Annotated in this window: 17 protein-coding genes and 1 pseudogene; 5 read left to right on the plus strand and 13 right to left on the minus strand. The window is 44.4% G+C overall.

What is annotated here, in order from left to right:
* Positions 1-1,254: pseudogene (locus B4J50_RS04640) on the minus strand (ribonucleoside-diphosphate reductase); the annotation flags it as partial.
* Positions 1,255-1,475: 221 nt separating this feature from the next.
* Here B4J50_RS04640 and B4J50_RS04645 point away from each other — a divergent pair.
* Positions 1,476-2,657 (plus strand): MalY/PatB family protein, encoded by a 1,182-nt coding sequence (locus B4J50_RS04645; protein ID WP_286847866.1) that lies wholly within the window; start codon positions 1,476-1,478, stop codon positions 2,655-2,657.
* 68 nt (positions 2,658-2,725) lie between these two features.
* Here B4J50_RS04645 and B4J50_RS04650 read toward each other — a convergent pair whose 3' ends face one another.
* From B4J50_RS04650 to tsaA, 5 genes are all read right to left on the minus strand, one after another.
* A complete protein-coding gene (locus B4J50_RS04650) occupies positions 2,726-3,310 on the minus strand; it encodes a DUF1847 domain-containing protein (protein ID WP_286847865.1) in 585 nt (194 codons plus the stop codon).
* Positions 3,297-4,628, minus strand: coding sequence for a serine dehydratase subunit alpha family protein (locus B4J50_RS04655; protein WP_286847864.1), 1,332 nt, complete (start codon positions 4,626-4,628; stop codon positions 3,297-3,299). The genes B4J50_RS04650 and B4J50_RS04655 overlap by 14 nt, the downstream gene beginning before the upstream one ends.
* Before the next feature lie 95 nt (positions 4,629-4,723).
* Complete coding sequence (gene fumC / locus B4J50_RS04660; protein WP_286847863.1) at positions 4,724-6,115, minus strand: class II fumarate hydratase; 1,392 nt, start codon at positions 6,113-6,115, stop codon at positions 4,724-4,726.
* 72 nt (positions 6,116-6,187) lie between these two features.
* On the minus strand, positions 6,188-6,568 hold the full coding sequence (locus B4J50_RS04665) for a RidA family protein (protein ID WP_286847861.1): 381 nt from the start codon (positions 6,566-6,568) through the stop codon (positions 6,188-6,190).
* A 25-nt stretch (positions 6,569-6,593) separates the two neighbouring features.
* Positions 6,594-7,085 (minus strand): tRNA (N6-threonylcarbamoyladenosine(37)-N6)-methyltransferase TrmO, encoded by a 492-nt coding sequence (gene tsaA / locus B4J50_RS04670; protein WP_034326124.1) that lies wholly within the window; start codon positions 7,083-7,085, stop codon positions 6,594-6,596.
* Between the two features lie 94 nt (positions 7,086-7,179).
* Here tsaA and B4J50_RS04675 point away from each other — a divergent pair, with 94 nt between their 5' ends.
* Positions 7,180-10,014 (plus strand): UPF0182 family protein, encoded by a 2,835-nt coding sequence (locus tag B4J50_RS04675; RefSeq protein WP_286847859.1) that lies wholly within the window; start codon positions 7,180-7,182, stop codon positions 10,012-10,014.
* A gap of 217 nt (positions 10,015-10,231) precedes the next feature.
* Here the strand turns inward: B4J50_RS04675 and B4J50_RS04680 are convergent, their stop codons facing one another.
* From B4J50_RS04680 to B4J50_RS04695, 4 genes are all read right to left on the minus strand, one after another.
* Positions 10,232-11,605: an alanine/glycine:cation symporter family protein gene (locus B4J50_RS04680; RefSeq protein WP_286847857.1), complete on the minus strand. Its 1,374-nt coding sequence runs from the start codon at positions 11,603-11,605 to the stop codon at positions 10,232-10,234.
* A gap of 216 nt (positions 11,606-11,821) precedes the next feature.
* A complete protein-coding gene (locus B4J50_RS04685) occupies positions 11,822-12,268 on the minus strand; it encodes a hypothetical protein (protein ID WP_024821144.1) in 447 nt (148 codons plus the stop codon).
* 3 nt (positions 12,269-12,271) lie between these two features.
* Complete coding sequence (locus B4J50_RS04690; protein ID WP_286847856.1) at positions 12,272-13,087, minus strand: DUF3100 domain-containing protein; 816 nt, start codon at positions 13,085-13,087, stop codon at positions 12,272-12,274.
* Between the two features lie 15 nt (positions 13,088-13,102).
* Positions 13,103-14,413 carry an amidohydrolase gene (locus B4J50_RS04695; protein ID WP_024821146.1) on the minus strand — a complete coding sequence of 437 codons (1,311 nt, stop codon included), beginning with the start codon at positions 14,411-14,413 and terminating at the stop codon, positions 13,103-13,105.
* A gap of 143 nt (positions 14,414-14,556) precedes the next feature.
* Between B4J50_RS04695 and B4J50_RS04700 the strand changes: the two genes are divergently transcribed.
* From B4J50_RS04700 to B4J50_RS04710, 3 genes are read left to right on the plus strand one after another with little or no spacing between them, the layout of a single operon-like run.
* On the plus strand, positions 14,557-15,612 hold the full coding sequence (locus tag B4J50_RS04700; protein ID WP_286953991.1) for an FAD:protein FMN transferase: 1,056 nt from the start codon (positions 14,557-14,559) through the stop codon (positions 15,610-15,612).
* The gene (locus B4J50_RS04705) at positions 15,596-15,985 is read left to right on the plus strand and encodes a NusG domain II-containing protein (RefSeq protein WP_286847853.1); all 390 of its coding nucleotides are present in this window, start codon (positions 15,596-15,598) and stop codon (positions 15,983-15,985) included. The genes B4J50_RS04700 and B4J50_RS04705 overlap by 17 nt, the downstream gene beginning before the upstream one ends.
* A 20-nt stretch (positions 15,986-16,005) precedes the next feature.
* Positions 16,006-16,521, plus strand: coding sequence for a Gx transporter family protein (locus tag B4J50_RS04710; RefSeq protein WP_024821149.1), 516 nt, complete (start codon positions 16,006-16,008; stop codon positions 16,519-16,521).
* Positions 16,522-16,635: 114 nt separating this feature from the next.
* On the opposite strand, the gene ftcD is transcribed toward B4J50_RS04710, so the two are convergent.
* The 3 genes from ftcD to B4J50_RS04725 form a co-directional block, all read right to left on the minus strand.
* Entirely contained in the window at positions 16,636-17,532 is an 897-nt protein-coding gene (gene ftcD / locus B4J50_RS04715) for a glutamate formimidoyltransferase (RefSeq protein ID WP_286847852.1), read from the minus strand.
* A 90-nt stretch (positions 17,533-17,622) separates the two neighbouring features.
* The gene (gltS, locus tag B4J50_RS04720; protein ID WP_286847851.1) at positions 17,623-18,861 is read right to left on the minus strand and encodes a sodium/glutamate symporter; all 1,239 of its coding nucleotides are present in this window, start codon (positions 18,859-18,861) and stop codon (positions 17,623-17,625) included.
* 100 nt (positions 18,862-18,961) lie between these two features.
* Positions 18,962-20,263: an amidohydrolase family protein gene (locus B4J50_RS04725; RefSeq protein WP_286847850.1), complete on the minus strand. Its 1,302-nt coding sequence runs from the start codon at positions 20,261-20,263 to the stop codon at positions 18,962-18,964.
* Positions 20,264-20,405 lie beyond the last annotated feature (142 nt).

Raw genomic sequence — 20,405 nt, forward strand, 5'->3', positions numbered from 1 at the left:
AAGTCCCATAATACCAAGACCCACTGGGCGGATCTTTTTCGTCCGCTCCTCTATTCGTTTCAATGGGTAGGAACAGGCGTCGATCACAAGATCAAGATAATACATAGACCGATATACCTGATCCACAAATGCTTCCATATCAAAGAAGGGCAAGCCTCCCTTTGCTGTTACAAAAGATTCCACATTGATAGAGCCTAAGTTGCAGCTTGTGTAGTTAGGCAAAGGCTGCTCACCGCAAGGGTTTGTCGATTCGATACGCCATTCTTTATCAAGTTTTAGAAGATTATCAACATTGGCCCGGTCAATAAAGAAAACACCAGGATCTCCCCTTCTCCAAGCGCTTTCACAGAGCTTATCCCACAATTCTCTGGCTGGCAGCGTACGGACTACGCTCCCATTAATACGCGAAAGGAGGGGAAAATCTCCATCGTCATGTACAGCTTGAATAAGGCGATCAGAGACACAAACAGAAATATTGAAGTAAGAGAGCTTCCCTTCCTCAACCTTGGCATCAATAAAATCCATAATATCAGGGTGATTATCGTAGAGCATCCCCATAAGGGCAGCTCTTCGCCGTCCTCCCTGCACAACCACCGATCCCATAGTGTTCCATGTCTCCATAAAGGAGATGGGACCACTGGCTTGTCCTCCCGTTCCGCCATTTATATCGGCGCCTCTTTCTCTGAGGTTGCCAAAGTTTCCCCCTACTCCACCCCCGAATTTGCTTATGATGCTGGCGTCTTTCACAGAGTCGAAGATCCCTTCTATGCTGTCTGGGATGTTGATGACAAAGCAGGCGAAAAGCTGTTGATTTTTCGTTTTCGCCTCTAAGAGAGTCGCATAGTCTTCGAATGTCATTTCCGTTGGAGATTTGTAAATCCGTTCTGCCAATTCCGGCACAATAGTCATTCCTGCGCCAGCACTGAAAAGACACGGCGAGTTAAAAAGAAAACGCCTGTTGAGAATATCGTTGAAGATGTTCATTTCAAGAATTTGGAGCCACGGAAGACTCTGAGGATCGTCTTTCTCAAGGTAAAGGGTTTCGGCACTGGCTATGATACGTGATATGCGCCGAGCAAATTCCTCGAAAGATCGTTCTTGACGGATCCCTTCCTCTTCTTCATCGTATCGCTGAATAAAATACCTTTGGGAAAGAAGCCACATGGCATTTTCAGACAGTCGAAGTTCGGCGGGATGTTCCAAAACATCCAGGTCGATATGGTGGTTGAAGCGTTCGCGGAACAGTTTGATCATCTCTCTCGACCTCTTTTCGTTGAAATACCCTATATATAGGGCCGTTACTATAATATGACGCTAACTTGAAAGATACCACTGTATTTTATTAGGCCTTTCTGTCTCTTTTTTATGGGCGGTAAAACCTATATAAAAAAGAATATACTCTTTAGGGTAAAATGATATTATAGATGAAATTGCTGAAGATAATACTGCTATATATTCCACGGAGGTGTTAAGTAGTGGGCACATACAACTTCGATGCAATTATCGATCGACACCATACGTCCTGTGAAAAATGGGATTTTATGACGAAGAAATTTGGCCGTGACGATCTTCTGGCCATGTGGGTTGCAGATATGGATTTTACAGCTCCTCCTGAGGTTGCGGAGGTGTTAAAAAATCGAGTTGATCATGGAATTTTTGGCTATACAGGGAAAAGTGACAATTATTTTCAATCCATTGTAGAGTGGGTTGAGAAACGACACAAGTGGGGAATAGAAGCGGAATGGATCCGCCATTCCCCGGGGGTTGTTCCTGCCCTTTCCATGGCTGTTCTTGCCTTTACGAAGCCGGGAGATGGAATTGTCGTGCAACCGCCAGTGTATCCCCCTTTCTTTAGCGCTGCTAGCGGGCGTGGACGCCATATTATAGAGAATCCGTTAGTAGAGCGACATGGCCGTTTCGAAATGGATTTTGAAGATCTCGAGAAAAAAATAGATTCTTCCGTGAAAATGATTTTCCTTTGCAGCCCTCACAACCCTGTAGGAAGGGTTTGGACCAAAGAGGAGCTCACGAAGCTTGGAGAAATTTGCCTTCGCCACAATTTGATTGTGGTTTCTGACGAGATCCACTCAGATATTATTTACAAGGGCTTTCACCATATTCCCATGGCGTCTCTTTCCCCGGAGATCGCTTCCAGAACTATTACTTGTATAGCTCCGAGCAAGACTTTCAATATTGCGGGGCTTTCTACATCGGCAGTAATTATTCCAGATCCTCAAATTCGGGACGCCTATACTTCTGTTTTAAACTTCCTTCACATTGATGGAGGGAACCTTTTTGGAACCTTTGCCCTAGAAGCTGCTTATAGGAAAGGGGAGCCGTGGCTTCATGCTTTGCTAGAGTATTTGGAAGGAAACGTGAATTTTATTGAAAAATATCTAACTGAAAATCTTCCCGACATTAAACTTGTACGGCCTGAAGGAACATATGTCCCATTCCTTGACTGCAGAGGACTTGGCCTTTCTGGCGACGAACTTCTTGATCTATTCGTCAATAAGGCTCGTGTAGCTATGAACAACGGAGCTTGGTTTGGCACGGGAGGGGAAGGCTTCATGAGAATGAATATCGCCACACCCCGGGCCTTGATCAAAGAAGGCCTTGACAGAATATCCCGAGCTGTTGCCTGTATTGAAAAATAGTTTATGCGCGTAAAAGAGCGGGGCCATTCTTTCCAGGACAGCCCCGTTCTTTGTTTCTAACTACGTTTTTATTTCGTTCTTTCCTTCAGTGGTTTCCCTAAGTTTTTTCGAATATAAGGGCAGTAAAGAGCCGCTACAGGATTATGCCCAAGCTTCCGGTCTTTTACCACTAAGGTCGTCGCAGGAGCTACAGAATGGCGATAAAAAACAGCGTCATGGCCTACACAAAGGCCTAAAACAATATTAAGTTCGCTTCCCGATTCGTTTAAAACCCTGGCTTGCTCTGCAGGATTGCAGGAGATCGTGCCCACCCACGGCTTCAGCTTCGCACCTACACTCTCTTTAGGAAGAGAGCCAACTTTACAGCAAACGGAACAAAGCTCAAACTCCTTTTCAATAATTGAGGCAAGGAGAGTTGCCTCTTCAGAAAATCCAACGCAAAAGGCGAGGCCAAGTTTTTTAAATCTCATGCGTCTGGCAAACTCCAATGTTTCATCAACTCGACAGGCCTCTCCATAAAAGAGGGCTTCTATTTCAGAAGACACCGCAACGAGACGACGATCAAGATCGTTTTCATACAGGGGCAGACTCTCCTTGGTTTCGCAAGGGTTCCCTTTCTGACAAGGGTGGGCAAGGCACTTATGACACTGCATTTTTAGCTGAAACCTCCTCTTTATAGCGGTTTGAAATGAAATTAATAATGATACGATCCACGTTTTTCATGCCCTCCACATTAATAGCAGCAGCATTTTCCACGGTTTTTTCAATGGTTTCATCTACAACTCCTTGAGGACCATCTAGTTCATGCCCCTCTAATACCATCATTGCAGCACAATAGGCTTCATACGCCCCTGTCCCAACTTTGAGAGCACACGTGTCTTTGGCTCCATCGCAAATCATGCCAACAAGGTTGCTTACGAGAATCGCCATGGCTTTTTCTGCCTTGCATATATCTTGAGACAAAAGGTAGGCTATGCCAGCCGCTGCTCCAGCACCGGCTGCTACACTACATCCACATACTGGGCTCAGGCGCCCCATGCGGCTTTTTATAAAGCTTGTGGAAAGATGACTTAACACTATAGCACGAGCTATTTCTTCCCTGGTTTTCTGATAATATTTCCCCACTGTGGCTACAGGCAGAATAGCGGTAATACCGTGATTGCCACTTCCAGCGCTGCTCATAACGGGAAGAGCTGCTCCAGACATTCTGGCATCTGATGCCGCTGCAGAAATAGCTTTTATTCTATCGCCAAGGGTCCGGAAATCATTGTCGTCGCCAGCAAGTTTCATTACAGTTTTTCCTACTCCGAGCCCTGTTTTTCGCGTTGGATCGAGTCCCAGCATGGCAATTTCCATGTTCATGCGTACGCCTTCCATAACATACTCTATGTCTTCTTCATCTATGTCGTTAATAAGACGTGCGAGATCACGGTAGGCCATTGTCTTAATTTGGTCAGAAATATTTTTTACATCACTCTTGTTCTTTTCGGAAATTCCCTGCAGTTCATACCGAGATTTGCCATCGAGGGCAACTTGAACAATATTTGTATGACTTCCTTCAATTACGCACTCTGATACATGTTGGTCCGTGGTTACTACAGCCTTAACATAAACGCCATTCTTGTTCATATCAGGCAGAACTTTAATTTTACCTTGATCTATATATTTTTGTGCCTGTTGCACAGCCTCTCTCGAACAATCTTTTAATACTTCAAGGCCATACTCGGCATTGCCGCAAACAGAAGATAAAGCAGCCGCAATTACATTTCCTTTTAACCCTTGTGTGCCGGGAATGCTTACAGCTATGCCATTTTTGTAGATACTGCCACTTACTGTAACCTCAACAAACCTCACACTCTCATCCCCTATTTCCTGACGCGCCCGGGCCACAGCCAAAGCCACAGCACCGGGCTCGGTACACCCAAGAGCTGGTGTAACTTCAGAGCGCAAAAACTCTTTCGCTGAAAACATGTTTTATGCCCCCTTTACTTCATATTTATATTTATATTTATCTTCTTAATTTTAAATCAAGAAGTACTTTCTCGCAGACACAAAATGTTAAAAATCTACACCCCATGAAGTAACGATGGAGCAACCATTTTCTGAGGGCATACCCACCTCTCAAACTCCTCTGTCGTTACATATCCGAGTTGCAACGCCGCTTCTTTTAATGACATCCCCTCTTTATGAGCTTTCTTGGCAATTTCTGCTGCCTTATCATAACCAATATGGGGTGTAAGAGCTGTAACAAGCATCAGAGAGTTCTGAAGGTACATATCAATGCGTTTCTGGCATGGCTTTAAGCCACAGGCGCAATGCTCCTCAAAGGAGTTCATTGCATCGGCAAGGAGGCGACATGACTGTAAGAAATTATAGATAATGACAGGCATAAATACATTCAGCTCAAAATTTCCCTGACTGGCGGCAAAACCAATAGCACTGTCGTTGCCCATTACCTGTACAGCTACCATGGTTACAGCTTCGCATTGGGTGGGATTCACTTTTCCGGGCATAATAGAGCTACCCGGCTCATTAGCGGGGATGGTTATCTCCCCCAGACCGCAGCGAGGACCAGAGGCCAACCAGCGAATATCGTTGGCTATCTTCATGAGATCAGCCGCTAAGGATTTGAGTGCGCCATGTGCAAACACGAGTTCGTCTTTACTTGTAAGAGAATGAAATTTATTTTCTGCCGTACAAAAGGATTTCCCTGTGAGAGAACTTATTTGCTCAGCCACGCAAGAAGCGAAATCTGGATGGCTATTCAGGCCAGTACCAACGGCTGTTCCTCCAAGGGCCAAATCTTTCAACATGTTGGATCCATTAAGAATCATGGCTCCGCAACGTTCAAGCATCCTCACCCATCCACTTACTTCCTGCCCCAGAGTAAGAGGTGTAGCATCTTGTAAATGAGTTCTCCCCACTTTCACAATATGCTGGAACTCTGCCGACTTTTTCAAAAGCGTTTCATGGAGACGGCGAAGAGCAGGCAAAACGTTGTCTTCCATGGCAAGAACAGCCGCTATATGCATAGCCGTGGGGAACGTATCGTTAGAACTTTGAGAACAATTAACGTGATCGTTAGGATGAACAGCTGGGGAATTGCCGGTAATTTCATTCGCGCGATGAGCAAGAACTTCGTTCACATTCATATTTGTTTGGGTACCGCTGCCCGTTTGCCATACTACGAGGGGGAAATGTTCCTGAAGTTTACCTTCTAAGGCTTCGTCAGCCGCTTGCACAATGGCATTTCTTCTCTCCTTATCAAGGAGCTCTAGGTTACAGTTCACAACAGCCGCGGCTTTTTTAAGAATAAAAAATGCTTTCAGTATGTCATAAGGCATTGTTTCAGTGCCAATTTTAAAATTTTCAAGGCTCCTTTGCGTCTGGGCCCCCCACTTTTTATCTGCTGGAACCTGTACTTCTCCTAGAGAGTCTCGCTCCACCCTATATTCCATTCCATGTCCCTCCCCAAAAAAAATGGGGGCATCTTATAGAGATGTCCCCACATAAATACATATCTCCTGCCTTTATTTCTGGCAGGCGATAAGCTCCATTTCTACCTGACCGCCAAGGGGCAGCGCTGCCACCTGAACGCAGGAACGAGCTGGTTTATCGCCAGGGAAATATTCGGCATAGACCTCGTTCACCGCAGAGAAGTTAGCCATATCAGTAAGGAAAATGGTTGTCTTCACCACGTCATCAAAAGAAAGATCCGCTTCCTTCAACACAGCAGAGAGATTCTTCATCACCTGATGGAACTGATTTTTAATGTCGCCTTCCACAAGCTTTCCTGCTGCCGGATTCACTGGTAACTGCCCTGACGCAAACAAGAAACCATTCACCAAAACAGCCTGAGAATAAGGTCCTACAGCTTTGGGAGCTGTCGGCGATGCAATTATTTTTTTCATTTCATATCGTCCTTTCCGAATAAAATTAACCGCTAAAGCGGTCGTCGGCCTTCACGTTTTCTGGAGAAATATCTTGTTTTTCCAGCCATCCTGACCGAAATTCTCTGCCAAAAATATCAAACTCTGGCACAAAAGGTTTAATATCAAGAAGAGGGGTTCCATCAAGAATATCCACATCTTCTATAATAAGCTTACCCTGTTGAATAGCCACAAGGCGAACAACAGAAAGCCCGATCTGGTTAGGGCGACGAGGGGCTCTAGTAGCAAAAACACCGTGATGCTCGACGTCCATAAACGGCTTGACTGTCAGATCAAAGCCTTCTGAAAGGTGAAACCAGTATAAAAGGTAAATGTGGGAAAAGCCTTCGAGGCCCTGAAGACCTTTTTCAAATTCTGGAAGCACTTCCACACTTCCACGAATACCTCGGGCACCGGCTGGCTGGATAGGCATTCCTTTCCTCTGTCTAAAAGGGGACCGGATAATCCCAATACTTTGCAGCTTATATTCCAAACCCATAGCTTCCCCTCCAATATCTTTTTAATTTCATTATATCTCACAGTCGATAAAAAAACTTTTTTGACGGAATAAATTTCTTCGCTAAAATAGAACTATGTGGAAAAATTATCCGTTTCCTGATGAAGAATGGTTCGATAATGAAAAAAAGAAGTCATCCAGGTTCCCGAAATATTTTCGAGATATTCTGCCGAAAGTATGGGGATTATGGTTGTTGCTGTTTGTTGCTCTTCTCGCTTCTCTTGCTTTCCCCTCTTTCGCTCGTTTTTATACAGACTATCTTTGGTTTAAATCTCTGGGGCATGGTTCCGTATTCTGGACGATGCTCCTCCCCAAATGGGCTCTTTTTATACTATCAGCTCTCGTCTCTTTCTCGTTTCTTTTCCTGAATTTTCGAATAGCTCGTCACAATACGCTACAGCTTATAACTGCAGATTCCCCTTTCGGGAATGTTCCCAAAAAGTTTACTTCTGTTGTGGTTCTCTCTGCATCCGGTATTTTAGCCATACTCAATGGTCTTTCCACTCAGAGATACTGGGACATGATCCTCCGTTATCTCCATAGCAGCTCTTTTGGTTCTGTAGATCCTATCTTCGGGAAGGAAATGGCTTTTTACATTTATAAACTTCCTTTCTTAAGCTTCCTACAAACCTGGTTTATGGGACTTCTTATTCTGGCTCTTGTTGGTGCGGGCTTTATGTATTCTTTTGTCATCGCTCCAATTGTTATGGGGCAACATAACCCAGTTCCACGTACAATTTTTAAACATCTATCCCTTTTGGCAGCAACTATAGCCCTCCTTTGGGGTGCCGGTTTTTGGCTTGAACGGTTCAATCTTCTCTATTCTCCCCGGGGCGTGGCTTTCGGAGCCAGCTATACCGATATACATGCCGAGCTGTTGGCTCTGAACGTTATGTGGGTTCTGGCCATTATCGTGGCTCTGCTTTTAGCGGTAGGGCATTACAAGAAAACGTGGAAATTCTCCTTAGGGATTATTGGCCTTTTGTTTGCCTCCTCTCTCCTTCTGCGAGGCGTGTACCCTAGCATTATCCAAAAGTACGTTGTAGAGCCCAATGAATTTGACAAAGAACGACCATATATAGAGTACAACATAGACGCAACATTAAAAGCTTATAAACTAGATTCGCTGAAAACAGTCTCTGTGGTTCCAGAATCAGAAGTTACATGGCCTATGATAGATAAAAACAAAGAGACAATTCAGAACGTGCGTTTATGGGACTACGACCCTCTTCTCAGGAGTTTTAAACAGCTTCAGGAAATTCGATCTTACTATGATTTTATTGACGTGGATATCGACCGATATACTTTTAATGGCGACTATCGTCAGGTTATGGTTGCTGCGAGAGAACTAGATTTTAAAAACCTTCAGAACCCTACATGGGTGAACCAGCGTGTAGAGTTTACACACGGCTACGGAATTGTAATGAATCCGGTTAACGAAGTGGGTCGCAGTGGGCTTCCTGCGCTCTGGATTGAAAACATTCCACCTCATATAGCAGTTCCCATAGAACTAAATCGTCCTCAAATTTATTACGGAGAGAAACCTAGCTCCTATGTTTTTGTTAAAACTACGGAAAAAGAATTCGACTACCCTATTGGGGATTCTAATGCGAGAACGACCTACGAAGGAAGTGGGGGCGTTTCTATTGGCAACTTTGCCAGACGGCTCCTCTTTGCTCTGCGTTTTGGAGACTCTAAAATTCTTTTTACAAACTTTTTTACTCCTGAAAGCCGTGTGCTTTACTACCGAAACATACAGGAACGACTGCAACGGTTAGCTCCTTTCCTTTTCTATGATGAGGATCCCTATCTCGTTATTCATGAGGGGCATCTTGTATGGATGCAAGACGCCTATACAGTAACTGATCGGTATCCCTACGCCGAGCCTGTCCTTATTGGCTCCGAAGAAAGGCAACGTAACGTTAAAATCAACTACATTCGCAATAGTGTAAAAGCCACAGTCGATGCATATGACGGGACCGTCCATTTTTATATTTCAGACGAGAAGGATCCTTTAATTAAAACATGGGCTCAAATTTTCCCAGGCCTTTTCCAACCCATGAGCCACATGCCTGAAGGCCTGAAAAAACATATTCGATACCCTAAAGACCTTTTTTCTGTGCAAAGTGAGATATTAAAAACCTACCACATGCAAGACCCTAATACTTTCTATAACAAAGAAGATGTATGGCAAACATATAAAGGCAGTGGGAATAAAGAAGAACTTGGGGCTTTTTATGTCATTATGAAGATAGAGGAAGATCAGTCTGCAGAATTCGCCCTCATCACACCCTTTACTCCCGTCGGCCGTGACAACATGATCGCATGGATGGCGGGAAGATGTGATGGTGACCGTTATGGAGAACTTTTTGTTTACACGTTCCCAAAGCAAAAACTGATCTATGGGCCGGCTCAAGTGGAAGCCCTTACAAATCAGCACCCAGATATCTCTGCCCAGCTTTCTTTATGGAGCCAAAGAGGCTCTGATGTTATAAAAGGTAATATTATCGTTATTCCAATAGAGAAAGCCGTTCTTTACGTTCAGCCTCTCTATCTCAAGGCTGAAAATAGTGATTTGCCGGAACTAAAACGAGTTATTGTTTCCACTGGAGGGCGAGTTGTATGGGCAGAGCGTCTTGACGAAGCCCTGGAAAAGCTTTTAGGGAAACGAGAAGGGGTAGCAGTTCCATCAAAGGTTGTCTCGCCAGAAAGGCCTGCGGATGTAACAAAACCCGCTGAAGGAATAGATACAACACAAAAACAACAGGTGCGAATAATGATAGAAGAAGCACAAAAGACTTGGGAAACAGCACAGGAAGCCCTTCGTCTTGGGGACTGGGCCCAATATGGAGAAGCTATGAAGCATCTTGAAACGTTACTTCAGTCATTGTATCGTTCTACACAAGAGTAGAATCAGCTCTTTCACGTAGCTTATAAAACGAGAAGAGTTACCTTCCAGGAGTTTTGTCTTATCTGTGGCTCCATACACAAGTAAACGTAAAAGACAAATAATATCTGTTATTTTAGCTCCTAAGGATAAGAGAAAAAGGGGAACGGGCCGCCTTAAAAAAGCGGCCCGTTTTGGTGCGCCCGTGGTGTTTGGTGTTATACAAATGATATTTAGTTATTTATGCTTCAGATTGTCTCGGTTTCAAATATCCCTCTTTGTCGTAATCATACTCATTGAGAGCCTTTGACACAACCTTCGCCAAACCGAGAACGGCGATGAGGTTGGGGATAACCATCAAACCATTGAAGGTATCTGCCAATTCCCATACAAGATCCACTTTCAAGGTAGAGCCAAGTACGATAAAAATCATGACCAGAATTCGATAGGGGGTAAGGCCCTTTAACCCAAAGAGGTAGCGGATATTAGCCTCACCAAAGAAGTACCATCCAATAACAGTGGAAAAGGCAAAGAAGAAAAGGCAAATAGCTACAAAAGTGTTGCCAAAACCGCCAAAAGCATTAGTAAAGGCATTTTGAGTAAGTGCAATGCCTGTTGTCTGACCATCAAGAGTTCCTGTTACAAGAATAACGAAAGCGGTAATGTTCAAAACGATAAATGTATCGATAAAAACGCCAATGATGGCCATCAGACCCTGTTCTGCTGGGTGATCAACCTTGGCTACAGCGTGAGCGTGAGGAGTAGATCCCATACCAGCCTCATTAGAGAAAAGGCCTCGGGCTACGCCATAACGCATGGCTTCTTTAACTGTAGCTCCAATAAGCCCACCTGTAGCGGCTCTTGGATTAAAGGCCCCAACAAAGATCATCTTGAAGGCAGGGATGAGCATCTCGATATTCATAACAAGGACAATGACTCCGCCAATAATATAAAGGAGAGCCATGAGAGGCACTACTTTTTCTGTAAAAGATGCGATTCGGCTAATGCCGCCGAAGAAAATAAGGCCTGCAAGAAGAGCCAAACCAATGCCTACATAAAGACTGGGCATATTGAATGCCGTCTGGAACGCATCGCTAATAGAGTTGGACTGTACCATATTGCCGATAAAACCGAGGGCAATGATAATAGCGATAGAGAAAAATGCGGCAAGTCCCTTGCTTCCAAATCCCTTACTGATGTAATAGGCTGGCCCACCTACAACCTGTCCGTCCACGTCTCGTTCTTTATATATCTGGGCAAGGACAGCCTCTGCAAAAATCGTGCTCATGCCAAAGAAAGCGCTGATCCACATCCAGAAAATGGCGCCAGGTCCACCAGATGCTATAGCCGTAGCAGCTCCTGCGAGGTTACCTGTTCCAACTTGAGCTGCAATTGCCGTGGCCAGAGACTGGAAAGAAGACATCCCTTCCTTTCCGGCTTTCTCTCCAAAGAGAGTTATTCCACCAAAGGCATGGCGACAAGCATCTCCAAACTTCCGTAACTGCACAAACTTCAGTCGAAACGTAAAATAAATTCCAGTACCGCAAAGGAGGAAAATAAGGACGTAACTCCACAGAATACCATTAATACCTTGAACAATATCAATGAGCTCCATAAAAAAACCCCCTTGGTCTTGTAATATAAAAACAAAAAAGCCCCCTTTCTTTGTTAGATTATGTTATGAGATGAACAAAGTCAACGATATAAAAAGAAGTTTAAATATAAAAATATGTTTATTTATAGACAATTATATACACAACAAAAAAGGGGACACCTTAAGGTGTCCCCTTCACATTGCATCTGGAGCGGTACTGTTTTCTTAACGTAACGGTTAGATTTCCCCTATCAGTTTCAGGACAGCTTGAGCTATAACGGCAGAACCTACGTATGTTCCAATAAAAACAACAAATGAAACCACAATGATTCTCCAGCCCGTTTTTTTCAACATTCCCAGGTCTTTGCCAAGCGAAATGCCAGCATATGCCAGAATCGGTGTTGTAAGGGCCAAGAAATTAACTTTCTGAACCCAGGCAGAAAGAAGAGCGGATCCTGGAAACCCTGGGTATGTCAAGATACAGCCGATGGTAACAATATAAGCCACTGAAGGAATGCGGACTGGAATAAATTTTGCACATAGCACTCCAGCCATACAAATGGCCACTAAAGCCAACATTCCTGGGACAGCACTTAAAAGAGGTGTGTTTGCCCCTACGAAGTTCCCTATAAGGGTCATAACTGCGACAATAAGAAGCACCATAAAGACTTCAATAGATTTCATGAATTACACCCCCTTATACTTAGGTTCTTCCGGAAACTCTCCGTATTTTATTTTGTACGTTTTCTTGTAGAGCCATTCGGAGAGGGGCAGAGCCATCCATAGAGACATGTAAATACCATCAAGACCAGAAAGCATGTTGCTCGCCGCACCAAGAGCCTGGATTTTATCGGCAATCTCGGGGTACATAGCGCTGAGGGAACCTACAGATGCTGTCATCATGCTGGCGCTCCCAACACCAGAAGCCATGCCTAAAGCCAAGGGATGGAATATATTGAGAGCCGCAGTAACAGTAGCCATGAGACCATAAAAAATAGTTCCAAAAACTGTTCCGCAAATATAAACTCCCATTACCCCTTGTCCTTCAGGTGTGTCAAGCCCATAAACATCGCCAATCAAAGCTACATTAGGTTCTCGAGATACAGAGTGAGCTGCCCCAATCGTCTCTCGCTTCAGGCCGAGGAAAACAGCCACAGGAACTCCTATTAAAACAGTTCCCAGGTTACCAAACTCCTGCAAAATAAGAGCAGGGCTTGTCTTGAGGATCATAGGCAAGTTCGGTCCGACAAGGGTACCATATCGTGCCATAAGAAGCATGAGGGTTACCCCGATGAGGCTCCCTGCATCTACCATGTCTTTCTGATTCGCCAATTTCAAAAACTTCGGCCCTAATAGGGCCCCCACCATAAGAGCATAAAGCATTGGAAGGAGGACAATGGTACCAATGCCTACCTTAAAAGAATGAATTCCGATCCATTCTGCCATTACCACTAGGGCGAGAACTAAAGCGTGAATTTTCCAGTTGCGGATCGCATCCCACACGTTTTACCACTCCTTTCACATATTGAAGTAACGCTCCAGAGTTTGAAGATATTCTTCCCGTGTCATGAGAGGACGGTGAGCCTTAAGCAATTCCCGTCCCTTTTCTGCTCCGTTGTATAGTAGGTCAATAACAGTTGTCGCCATAACTTTCGCTGGAAGAAGCACTGCCGCTTCATAATCCACAACTCTAAAATCTCCTGAATGAAGGGCTCCAGTAACTCCTCCGAAATAAGGATGAATAGCAGGCATAATATGGCAGAGATCTCCCATATCCGTGGATCCGTCAAAATGAGGAGCTACCACAATGTTTTCCTGAGGCACGAATTTCGCTGCATTTGTGGCAAATATGTCGTTCATGTTTTTTGAGCATGCGAGAGGGAGGTATCCCGGGATCGTAACAATTTCGGTCTTGGCTCCTACTGCATCGCCTCCAGAGCGAAAAGCCCGATCAAACTTCGTATGGGTGCCATTGATCGCATCCATGGATCTTCCTCGTACGTAAGCTTCAAGACGAACATCAGCAGGCACTGAATTTACAGTATCGCCCCCTTTAGTGATAATAAAATGGACTCGAACATGATCATCATCTCGAAAAGTTTCTCTCATAGCGTGCATGGCATTAATACCAAGCACCGCTGCATTAAGTGCGTTAATTCCCTCGTGAGGAGCAGCAGCAGCATGAGTAGCCTTGCCAATGTAGTGGATGGTTTTGGCAATAAATCCGTTCCCAGTCTCACCAATAAGAAAAGTTGGATGAGGCATATTCGTTCCGGCATGAGCCATCATAGCCATATCTATATCGTCAAAAGCTCCTTGATACACTAATTCCTGCTTACCGCCAAGGAAATGGATTTCGCCTTTTTTGCGACGTTCCATCCGTTCTTCAATTTCAATGAACTCTTCTGCAGGAACTCCCATAAAGCAGACTGAACCATCCAGCTCTTTCCCCGCACCAGCACATGTTAGTCCTATAGCGGCACCAAGCATGGTTCCTATTTGCAGATTATGGCCACAGGCGTGAGCTGCTCTCGTCTCTTTCACCACTTGAGGATGATCTGGACTAATAACCCCATCGAGCTCTCCAAGGACCGCCACTGTAGGGCCTGAGCTCTTCCCTTCCAGACGCGCTTTGACTCCGGTTATTGCCAACCCCGTCTCCACAGGAAGTCCAAGCTCTTTCAGAAACGCAGCTACCCTGGAAGAGGTACGGATTTCCTTAAAACCCAGTTCTGCATGGGCACCTATCTCTTGAACAAGAGAGAGAAGATCTTCTTTCCTATCGTCGATACTCTGACATACTTGATTTTTAAGGTCTTGTATACTCATATTCTTAACACCCCCTGCTGAAGTCGACAGTTCGTATTGTTTTGTTATTATATCTTGTTTTATTCTCAAATACATTCAATAACTTTTTGTAGCATTATTCCAGGTATCCTCGTACAATAGTTCTGTTCATTTTATGGAAGTTGGTGAATGTTCTTTTGAAAAAGTTTTTCTTTTGCATAAGTGGCATAGTATTTTTACTGCTGCTTCTCCTCTTCTGGAAAGGATATTCTAAAAAAACCCCCTATAGTTCCAGAGAAAGTTACGCCTTAGGTACCCTTATACGAATTCAAGCGCAGGGAGAGAACGCCCCTCAGGCTCTCGATGCGGCTCTTCAACGAATTGCTGAAATCGAAGACCATATGTCTCTCCATTCTTCTTCCTCCGATATTGCTTTCGTAAATCAAAAGGCAGGAATAGAACCTGTAATTGTCCATAATGACACTTTTTTCGTAATGGAACAAGCTTTAAAATATGCACAGAAAAGTTCGGGATATTTTGATCCTACTATTGGCCCCATTGTGGATCTTTGGGGTATCGGAACCAACAAGGAGAAACTACCAACGGAAAAAGAGATTACCCAAAGGCTTCCATTGGTAAATTACGCTCATTCCGTTATCAATAAAGAAACGCAATCCATTATGCTTCTACAGAAAGGACAAATGCTGGATCTTGGCGGCATCGCAAAGGGATATGCTGCAGATGAAGTGGCTCAAATTTTTAGGGGAAAGGGAATTAAAAGCGCTCTTATCGATCTGGGCGGGAATATATACGCATACGGGACCAAAGCTGACGGAACCTTGTGGAACATTGGCATTCAAGACCCCTTAGAACCTCGAGGAACACCCTTAGGGATCGTAAAAGTTTCTAATTGTTCCGTAGTAACATCAGGCAATTACGAACGTTTTTTTGAAGTAGAGGGGAAACGGTATCATCATATATTTGATCCTCATAGCGGCTATCCTGCCGCATCTGGGTTACTAAGTGCCACTATTGTATCTCAGACATCAATTGACGGAGATGCTCTCTCTACAACTCTCTACATTTTAGGGAAAGAGGGAGGGCTCGCTTTTATAGAACGCATCCCTGGCGTTGAAGCCCTTGTTGTTACGGAAGAGAAGAAAATTTATGCCACATCAGGAATGTCTAAGATATTTCGTCTTATCAAGGGGAAGGGTTACATATATGAAGAAGGGAAATAAATTTATAACGATACTCTTGGTGATACTTATAGCAGGAAGTCTCCTCGTGAGTTTCACATATAAAAAATGTGAAGGGACGGGAAAAACAGTGGCTGTCATAGAGGTAGACGGGCACATCGTAAGGGAAGTAGTTCTTGATGATGTTACTGCCCCGGAAGAGTGGTCTCTCCATGGAGAAAACACATATAATGTAATTAGGATAGAGCATGGTCGAATTCGCTTTCTTGACGCCAACTGTCCTCATAAGCAGTGTATTCGATCTGGATGGTTATCCAAGCCTGGGGAGACAGCTGTTTGTCTGCCCCATAAGACAAGTATCAAGATTATCGGACGCAGGGGCCGCTATAAAGGGCCTGATGCCATTTCTCATTAAGGAAGGGGGCTTTGCGATACATGTACAGCAAGAAACATCTGAAAGCTATGATTATAATGGCTTTGCTTGTAGGTCTCGCCCTTTCCATTCATGTGGCAGAAGCCCAGATACCTCTCATTTTTCCAGGCGTTAAGCTGGGACTGGCAAATATTATCACTCTTGTAGCTCTTCGACTCTACGGATGGAAAGAAGCTCTCACCGTCACCCTCCTCCGTATTGGTCTTTCCGCTTTCTTCAGTGGAAATATGATCGCCTTTCTGTGCAGTTTTACAGGAGGGGTATTGAGCTGCCTCCTTATGATTGAGCTTGATAGACACTTCAAAGATTCAATAACGCTCCCCTACCTTAGTATCGCGGGAGCAGTAACCCATAATATAGGACAGCTACTTGTTATTATCGCATTAATACAAAACTTTTATGTCATATTCTATTTGCCTGTGTTAATTTTATCAGGGGCAATTACAGGCTATTCTACAGGCTTTCTTGCCTCTCTTTTGAGCGAACGGCTTAAGAGGGTGCCTCAAATGCGCCTTTAAAGAAGGGCCGTCTTTACACTGGACAGCCCTTCTTATAGTTGATATTATGTGGTAATACATGTGGGTACTGCCGCAAAGAATAATCCTGCCCGAAAGAGCAATTCCCTTGTTCTATTATTCCAATATGGCTTCAAGAACCTGTTTACGACTAAAACCTTCAAGGCGAAGATAAAAATCGGCCACATCGAGGAGTGCCTGCATAGGTGTAAGGCCAATAATCTCGCTGCCTACTATATTCACCCCGTAGCGAGCAGCCTCAGATTTCACCGTCTCAAAAACCCTATGGAGAGGCGTTCCCTCATAGTTAGTCATGTTAATAGAAACTTGGGCAATTCCACGCTCTTCCAACATAACGCCCATAGCACGACAATATTTATAGCCTCCCTTTGCTTCCCTGATAGTCTGGGCGATTCTCTTGGCTATGGCCAAATCACTTGTTGAAAGGTTAATGTTGAAAGCAATAAGGAAGGGGCGAGCCCCTACAACGGTGGCACCTGCCGTAGGATGCATGGTTTGAGGCCCTTCGTCAGGCGCTCGTTCTGGTGTCTTTATGAGCTCTTTAAGCCCTTCATACTGTCCTTCTCTCACTTTAGGAAGGGATCTCATTTGAGGACGTTTTGCGGCTTCCTCGTAAAAATAGACAGGAATATTCAACTTTTCTCCTATATCTTTCCCTAGAGAATGAGCGAGCTCCACACATTCTTCCATTGTTACGTTAGCCACTGGAATGAAGGGGATAACATCTGTAGCGCCAATGCGGGGATGTTCACCATGATGTTTCTCCATATCGATGAGCCCCGCTGCCTTGGCACAACAAGCAAAAGCTGCTTTTTTAGCAGATTCGGGATCACCTACGAACGTAAGAACTGTTCTGTTATGGTCTGGATCTGAAGAGTAATCAAGAACCTTAACTCCAGGAACGCCACGAGCGGCATCAACAATGGCTTCCACTACATCTCCTCGTCTGCCTTCGCTGAAGTTAGGAACACACTCTACAAGTTTTTTGCTCATATTCACACGTCCCTTCTTTTGATGAATAAATGAAAGGCCGGCATCGCCTCAATTGCCGTACCGGCCTTCGACATCCTCTATGAGATAAGTCTATTTGGTCAGATAGTTGATAAACCAGACAATGTTAGGCAACCCTACAAGGTCAATGAGCACTGCCCCACAAAGAGGCACAATGAGGAACGCTTTGTGAGACATAACTTTATAGCGCTCACAAACAGCGCCCATGTTAGCAACAGCATTAGGAGTGGCACCCAGGCCATGCCCCATAAAGCCTGCACACATAACGGCAGCATCATAATCCTTGCCCAATAGGGGGAAAAGAAGGAAGGCCCCCAAGAGGAAAATGGCAACAGTCTGTAAGGCAAGAATAATAATTAAAGGAACGGCAAGATCGTAAAGTTCCCAAATGCGAAGGCTCATCATGGCCATGGTCAAAAAGAGTCCCAGAGAGACGTCAGATATAAGATCTATCGCTTTGCTTCGAATCTTTACTAAAGGGAAATGATCGTTTATGTTACGGAATACCACTGCAACGAACATGGCACCTACATAACCGGGGAGGCTGAAATTATACCATTCTTTAATTTTACCTGATAGGAAGCTACCTAAAGCCATCATTACGAGGACAAGTGCTAGCATTTTCAAGAAGTCGAAACTTGAAAAAAGATTTTCTTCCTCTTCAATATCTTGAGCTGTAGGCTGAATATAAATCTCTTCCTTACTGGCTTTTATATCTACGTTATGACGATCTATAAGCCATTTGGCAAGAGGGCCACCCAAAAGACCACCCGCAATGAGTCCGTAGGTTGCCGCGGCAATAGCCACAACTTTTGCACCAGCCACACCTAATTCTTCCGCCATGGGACCAAAAGCAGCTGCTGCACCGTGCCCTCCTTCCAGAGAAACAGCTCCCGCCATAATGCCCAAAGCCGGATGGATTCCCAACATTTTAGCAAGCCCCGCACCAAAAGCATTCTGGAAAACAGCCAGTCCCCAACAAAAAACCAGGTAGACGATAAGCGCTTTCCCTCCCTTTTTAAGAAGACCGAAACTACCTCCAATACCGACAGTGGTAAAAAAGGCGATCATCATAGGTGATTGAAGGGCCGTGTTGAACTTAAGAGCGCCGCCTCCCTGGTGGTGAAGTACTAATGCGATAAGAGACATGAGGACGCCTCCTATGACGGGAGCAGGGATACAAAAAACCTCGAAGAAGCGGATTCGTCGTCGCAGGCCGTACCCAATCATAAGCAAAATAGCGGCAAGAGCTGTAGTCCAGACTCCATCAAGGTTTATAGTAAAAATATTGTTAGCCACTTCAAAAGACATAAAAATTCCCTCCTTATCTGATGGAACTACGCATTGTTCTCTCCAACTGTCTTCAGACTTTGCAAGATTGCAAAGCCCCTTTGACATGAGGCTTCAAAAGTTACAATTTGAAAATATTGGCTCGTTCCAATTTAAGCGGATTCTCAATGTCTTTCTCCACGTCTATAGTCCTCAGTTCACCTCCCTCGACAATTCTTGCCCCCCCTATATAGAGGTCCACAAGTTTTTCTCCATCAAGAACCTTAAAATCCGCAGCGGCTTGAGGTTCTAAAACGCCAATTTTAAAATCATGAAAATCAAAAGGAAGATATCCAAGCTTTTTCGATTCTTCGTAAGAAACCGCCGGATTTATTTTTTTCAGATAGGCAATTTCTCTTTCTATTGAAAGGTCATCGTTACTCGCCTCTCCGTCGGTACCGACATAAACAGGAATCCCCCGGCGGAGAAAGGCTTTCAGATCTGCTCGGCCCGCTTTGACCCTATCATTCATTCTCGGATTTAAAACAACGTTCATACCACTTTGAGCTATGAGATCTTTTTCTTCTTCGCTTGTCCAGATACAGTCAGAAAGTATAAGATGGCTTAAAGAAGCCACTTTTCCCTCCTGATAGAGGCGATAAAGCACGTCTACAGGCCTGCCTCCAAACTGTTCTTCGCTTAAACGCACGTCCCCCTCATCTTCAGAAAGGTGAAGCTGCACTTTTCTTCCTTCCTGATACCCAAGATTAATGCCATGAATCATAGCGTCCAAAGTATTCGCATGGAAACTATGGAGAGAAGGGGCCACTATAACACGAGGATCGTTCCATGCCTCAACTTCTTTTTGAAGGGCTTTATAATTTCGTTCTGCCCCATCTATAGTTTCAAAATAAGAATGCTGAGATTCCCTCTTTTCCGGGTAGGCTGTTTGGGAAATTACATCATAGTGCATCCTCCCAAAGTAAAGGCGTATCCCTACATCTCGTGCCGCTCGAAGTACCTCTCTGTCCAGCTCGTTTCCTCGCCGATTGTGGCAATAGAAAGAAACCATCACAGATGTAATTCCATAAGAAACCATGCGAGAAAAGGCTCTGGCGCAGGCTAGATAGACGAGTTTTGGGGTCAGAGAGACGCTGTATCGATAGATAGTATGTCGACACCATGTAGCTAAATCCCATGTCGGATCTACCATCTCCACATAAATAGATTGCTCTGGATGAGAATGGGCATTAAAATCTCCAGGAGCTATTCTGAAAGAGCTATAATCAACCTTGGCTTCAGAAGGAAAATCAAGATTATTCCACTCTCCTGCCGCAAGGAATTCCTTAAAAAGGCCCTTGTCTCTATCGATAATGGCGATCTTCAGTTCTTCCCCATTTTCGAAGACAAAAGTTCCCTTTATAGCAAGTTCTTTCCCAACCAATATGTTTTCACCTCCGAGGTGTCCGCTTTCTCTAATAAATCTATCTACAGGCTATTTTCAAAATAAGATCGACAATGAACTATATTTGCGCGCAAGGAACGGGTCAAGGAATGTTGGTAAGTAGAAGTAGAAGTAGAAGTAG

It is taken from the genome of Aminobacterium sp. UBA4908 (assembly GCF_002398115.1).
In the GTDB taxonomy this organism is placed as follows: domain Bacteria; phylum Synergistota; class Synergistia; order Synergistales; family Aminobacteriaceae; genus Aminobacterium; species Aminobacterium mobile.

Excerpts from the sequence above, each read along its gene's own strand:
- B4J50_RS04650 (WP_286847865.1), bottom strand. The coding sequence starts at position 3,310 with ATGCAGTGTCATAAGTGCCTTGCCCACCCTTGTCAGAAAGGGAACCCT.
- B4J50_RS04655 (WP_286847864.1), bottom strand. The coding sequence starts at position 4,628 with ATGTTTTCAGCGAAAGAGTTTTTGCGCTCTGAAGTTACACCAGCTCTT.
- fumC (WP_286847863.1), bottom strand. The coding sequence starts at position 6,115 with ATGGAATATAGGGTGGAGCGAGACTCTCTAGGAGAAGTACAGGTTCCA.
- B4J50_RS04665 (WP_286847861.1), bottom strand. The coding sequence starts at position 6,568 with ATGAAAAAAATAATTGCATCGCCGACAGCTCCCAAAGCTGTAGGACCT.
- tsaA (WP_034326124.1), bottom strand. The coding sequence starts at position 7,085 with ATGGGTTTGGAATATAAGCTGCAAAGTATTGGGATTATCCGGTCCCCT.
- B4J50_RS04675 (WP_286847859.1), top strand. The coding sequence starts at position 7,180 with ATGTGGAAAAATTATCCGTTTCCTGATGAAGAATGGTTCGATAATGAA.
- B4J50_RS04680 (WP_286847857.1), bottom strand. The coding sequence starts at position 11,605 with ATGGAGCTCATTGATATTGTTCAAGGTATTAATGGTATTCTGTGGAGT.
- B4J50_RS04685 (WP_024821144.1), bottom strand. The coding sequence starts at position 12,268 with ATGAAATCTATTGAAGTCTTTATGGTGCTTCTTATTGTCGCAGTTATG.
- B4J50_RS04695 (WP_024821146.1), bottom strand. The coding sequence starts at position 14,413 with ATGAGTATACAAGACCTTAAAAATCAAGTATGTCAGAGTATCGACGAT.
- B4J50_RS04705 (WP_286847853.1), top strand. The coding sequence starts at position 15,596 with ATGAAGAAGGGAAATAAATTTATAACGATACTCTTGGTGATACTTATA.
- B4J50_RS04710 (WP_024821149.1), top strand. The coding sequence starts at position 16,006 with ATGTACAGCAAGAAACATCTGAAAGCTATGATTATAATGGCTTTGCTT.
- ftcD (WP_286847852.1), bottom strand. The coding sequence starts at position 17,532 with ATGAGCAAAAAACTTGTAGAGTGTGTTCCTAACTTCAGCGAAGGCAGA.
- gltS (WP_286847851.1), bottom strand. The coding sequence starts at position 18,861 with ATGTCTTTTGAAGTGGCTAACAATATTTTTACTATAAACCTTGATGGA.